The following is a 4,238-nucleotide window of genomic DNA, read 5'->3' as shown; positions in this document are numbered from 1 at the left end:
TTGAAGCTGCTCAATGATCGTCGCCAGCATTTCACGACCCCGGTCATGGTGCGCGTTTTCGCGTCCCTTGAACTGGACGTTGAATTTGACTTTGTCTTTGTGGACCAGGAACTCACGAGCCTGCTTCACCTTGAAGTCAATGTCGTGCTCACCGGTCTTCGGGCGAAGGCGGATCTCTTTCAGTTGAACCTGATGCTGCTTGGCAGAGTTGGCCGCTTTACGCTTCTGTTCGTACTTGAACTTGCCGTAGTCCATAATCCGACAGACAGGCGGACGCTCGTTGGGGGCGACTTCAACAAGATCCAGGCCAGCGTCCATCGCTGTTCTCATCGCTTCCGATGTGGGAATGACACCCAACATTGTTCCATTTTGATCGACCACTCGAATCGGTGAGAGACGAATCTGGTCGTTAATTCGATGCGTTGTTTCGATTGCTGCGTACTCCTGTGAGTGTTCTGAAATGGTCCGGCGGCATCCGGAACGTAAGTTTAGGGAATCACATAGTATTAGCCCGATAATCGTCAACCGTCAAGAAGTCGTTTCAACCGCTTGAGTTTTCCTCAGTCCGCACGACTAAGTCCCCTCGGGCGGCGTTCTGACTCCCCGAGTTGTTCCGACAGACGTTGTAATGACCAGACTTCTCCGGTTATGGCTCTGCCCGGTCGTCCCCCGAAACAGTTCGTGTTCGTCGATCATCAGGCTGATTTCCCCCGTGACAGGATTGTCGGTCAGCAGTAAGTCGCCAGCACACAAATTTGCCACGTCGCGAGTGGACAGTTTGAGTTGCGCCAGTCGTGCCGAGACCTGCACCCGGACTTTCCCTGCCGCCACCCGCATTCGCTCGTTCGAGCCGCGCTCCGTTTCCTGTAGTAAAACAGAGACATGCGGCACCCGCTTCCACGGAACACAAAGCTGCACCAGTCCCCGGCTCGGACCGATCACCACCTCCAGGCTCACCAGTGCGACCGCCGCGTTCGACCCCGCTTCCGCAATCAGGCTGCCGTCCGAAATCAGTCGGGTCATCGGCAGCGGGGCCGTCGGCAGAAAGTCGGCCGTCAGTTCCCGCAGAATGGTGCTGAGTGCTTTCTGAATCACGTGCGTTTCGACCGCCGTAAACGGTCGCGACAGCGTCACACCCGACACCACCCCGCCGAGTAAGCAGTCGATCATCGTAAAGGCGAGACACCGATTTGTGTCGAGTAACCAGACTTCGGTAGAATCCGCCGGTGCGAACACTCCCAGGCAGGTTGGTTCGTCCGACGCCGTCAGGTAGTCTCGATAAGTCGACTGTTCCACCGACAGAAACTCGATCCCCACCGGATGCCGCAGCAGTTGCGTCAGGGCGCGCTGCAGGGAATCACAGGCCCCGGCCGTCGCCAGTCGCAATGCGTCCAGTTGCTGAGCTCTCAGCGGGACGGGGTGTTCAAAGTCGTAGGGACGTGTTTCCACTTCAGGCCCCGAAACGCGCTGGGTGGACGCAGGGGGCCGAGACCCCGCCTGTCCCGGACGTGGCACGCCGGCGGTCGAGTGATTCACGTTGTTGTCCATCCCTGGACTCCCTCGAACGAAGAAAGCTCGATCGAAAAACGCTCGAACAAAAAACTCGCACGAAAAAAGCGTGCCGCAGCAGGAAGTGGCGTATCAGCCCGGTTGACGAATCGACTCGGAATTCCATCCGTTATGGCGAGTCCTTCAGGCGGTTTTCCTGTGGGACCCGTTCTGTGAACTTCGCTCTGAGCTTACTCCGAACAGCGTGTTCACTCCGGTTATCGACTGCTCAGTCCCCGGGGATTCGCTGTTTCCGGCTGATCCCCGTTTTCTTACCCGAAGCACCTCACGCCGCAGCTATTCCCGAATTTGTCCTGTGCCGTACGCCACCCATTTATAGCTGGTCAGCTCACGCAGTCCGCAGGGGCCCCGTGCGTGGAACTTATCCGTCGAAATGCCAATCTCGGCACCCAGCCCGAACTCCCCCCCGTCATTGAAACGGGTGCTGGCGTTCACAATCACTCCAGCGGAATCGACTTCCGCCGTGAACCGCATGGCGGCGGGGAGATTGGTGGTGACGATCGTTTCCGTGTGATGAGATCCATAGGCGTCGATGTGATCGATCGCGGCGGTCAGGTCGTCGACAACCTTGATCGACAGGATCAGATCCAGATATTCCGTCCGGAAATCGGCATCGGTCGCCGGTTTGGCGGTGGGAATCAGACGGCAGGTCCGGGGACAGCCGCGCATTTCCACTTTTTCCGCGTGCAGCATGGCAGCCGCTTTGGGAAGGAACGTCTCGGCGATCGCCGCATGGACCAGCAGACATTCTGCCGCGTTGCAGACACCGGGACGCTGACACTTGCTGTTTTTGAGAATCGCCAGAGCCATATCGAAATCGGCCGACTCATCGACGTAGACGTGGCAGATCCCGTCAAAGTGCTTGATCACGGGCATCGTCGCTTCGTTGACGACCCGCTCAATCAGCGATTTTCCGCCGCGAGGAATCGTCACGTCGATCCGGTCGCCCCGTTTCAGCAATTCTCCCACGACAGCACGCTCGGTCGTCTGCACCAGTTGGACCGCATGCTCGGGGAGACCTGTTTCGATCAGAGCGTCGGTCAGAATCCGGTGCAGCGCCAGGTTACTGTGCAGCGCCTCTTTCCCACCCCGCAGGATCACCGCATTGCCGCTCTTCAGGCAGAGCGAGGCGGCGTCGATCGTCACATTCGGACGCGACTCGTAGATGAAGAAGACGACACCCAGCGGGACACGGACCCGATTAACACTCAGCCCGTTCGGACGGACGGTCGAATCGATCACTTCGCCGATCGGGTCCGGCAGCAACGCGACATCGGCCAGAGCGGCGGCGACGGATTTCAGTCGCTGCGGCGTCAGCTTCAGCCGGTCGATCGCGGCGGCGTTCAGTCCGTAACCCGGAGCGGCCTCGAGATCTCGTTGATTGGCCGCCACAACTTCTTCGGCACGAACAACTAACAATTCGGCGGCGCGATGCAGCCACCGCTGCTTCTGTGCACCACTCACCAAGGCCAACTGACGCGAGGCCTGACGAGCCTGTTTCGTAAGTTGATCAGCGTACTCTACCCACTCTGACATTCGGACTCCCCTTATGAAGTCCTCAAGTATCGCCCCGTCCCCCCCAAGCGTCAATCGCATGTCTCCCGCCGACCCGTCTCACCACGTGGGGCGGCATCGCATTGGGTGCCCCAGACGTCGCTCTGGACGTCTGGGTTGCTCAGCAACAAACGTCCGGGTTGCCCTGCAACAAGAGGCACAATCTCCAGCACGCCGATGCAGGCACCTGGAAAGCATCGACCAAACAAAAGGGTCACTCCAAACGCTCAGCCCCCACAGTCGCCCTCCCCCGTCCCATGTCACTGCCGAATGCCACTGTCCCATGCCACTGTGTCAGAGTCCTCTCTGACGCAGTGCTCCGCCGCACGAACCAGAACGAGCACTATTGAACGAACCAGAACGAGCACTGCTCGGCGAAGACGTCCGAGCAGTTGCATGCCCCCCCCTCTCGCCCAAAGTAGACCTGTCGCTCTGCGACAGGAAATCCCCCCCGCAACCCGTTCCCCCGACAATCGCGGCCAAAGACAAACCCGCCGCCAGCCGGTATTCTGCGCGTACCTGAACCTCTCGCCCAAACTCAAGTCAGGAAAACCTTCTCGGAAAGAGCACATGCCGGCGCCCAACCTCCCTGCGGAAACCTCTTCGTTCACCTACGTCTCGACCGAGACCCTCCTCAGAACCGATCTGCCGAACGCCGGTCCAACCGTCTGCGTCTATTGTGCCTCCAGCCGCGCCTGTCATCCCGACTACCACGCCAGTGCCTATCGGCTGGGGGAACTGCTGGCCGAAGGAGGTTGCTCGATCATTTACGGCGGCGGCGGAGCGGGTTCGATGGGGGCCGTGGCCGATGGAGCCCTCAGCCGTAACGGACGGGTGGTCGGAGTCATCCCGCACTTTATGATGGAGCTGGAATGGGGGCATTCCGGCATTACGGAGCTGCTGCGAGTCGAAGACATGCGAACGCGAAAGCACATCATGCTGTCGCAAAGTCAGGCGGTCGTCGCCCTCCCCGGTGGATCAGGGACGCTGGAAGAACTGTTCGAAGCGATCACGCTGAAGCGGCTGGGGCTGTACCTGAACCCGATCGTCCTGGTGAATACGCGCGGCTACTTCGATCCCCTGATTGAAATGATGTCGCGGGCCGTGGAAGAACG

The 4,238-nt window shown here is 59.5% G+C and carries 4 protein-coding genes; 1 reads left to right on the top strand and 3 read right to left on the bottom strand.

The window, feature by feature from the left end:
* From infC to VGE80_RS20365, 3 genes are all read right to left on the bottom strand, one after another.
* Window positions 1–525: translation initiation factor IF-3 (infC, locus tag VGE80_RS20375; protein WP_440593937.1), on the bottom strand; the 525-nt coding region annotated here is incomplete at its 3' end.
* 48 nt (window positions 526–573) lie between these two features.
* Window positions 574–1,548 (bottom strand): FliM/FliN family flagellar motor switch protein, encoded by a 975-nt coding sequence (locus VGE80_RS20370; RefSeq protein ID WP_440593936.1) that lies wholly within the window; start codon window positions 1,546–1,548, stop codon window positions 574–576.
* Between the two features lie 297 nt (window positions 1,549–1,845).
* Entirely contained in the window at window positions 1,846–3,105 is a 1,260-nt protein-coding gene (locus tag VGE80_RS20365; protein WP_440593935.1) for a glutamate-5-semialdehyde dehydrogenase, read from the bottom strand.
* Between the two features lie 588 nt (window positions 3,106–3,693).
* Here VGE80_RS20365 and VGE80_RS20360 point away from each other — a divergent pair.
* Window positions 3,694–4,238: TIGR00730 family Rossman fold protein (locus VGE80_RS20360; protein WP_440593934.1), on the top strand; the 545-nt coding region annotated here is incomplete at its 3' end.

Origin of the sequence: Schlesneria sp., from assembly GCF_036405755.1 — a bacterium.
Lineage (GTDB): Bacteria > Planctomycetota > Planctomycetia > Planctomycetales > Planctomycetaceae > Schlesneria > Schlesneria sphaerica.
This window is presented reverse-complemented; position numbering and strand designations above follow the sequence as displayed.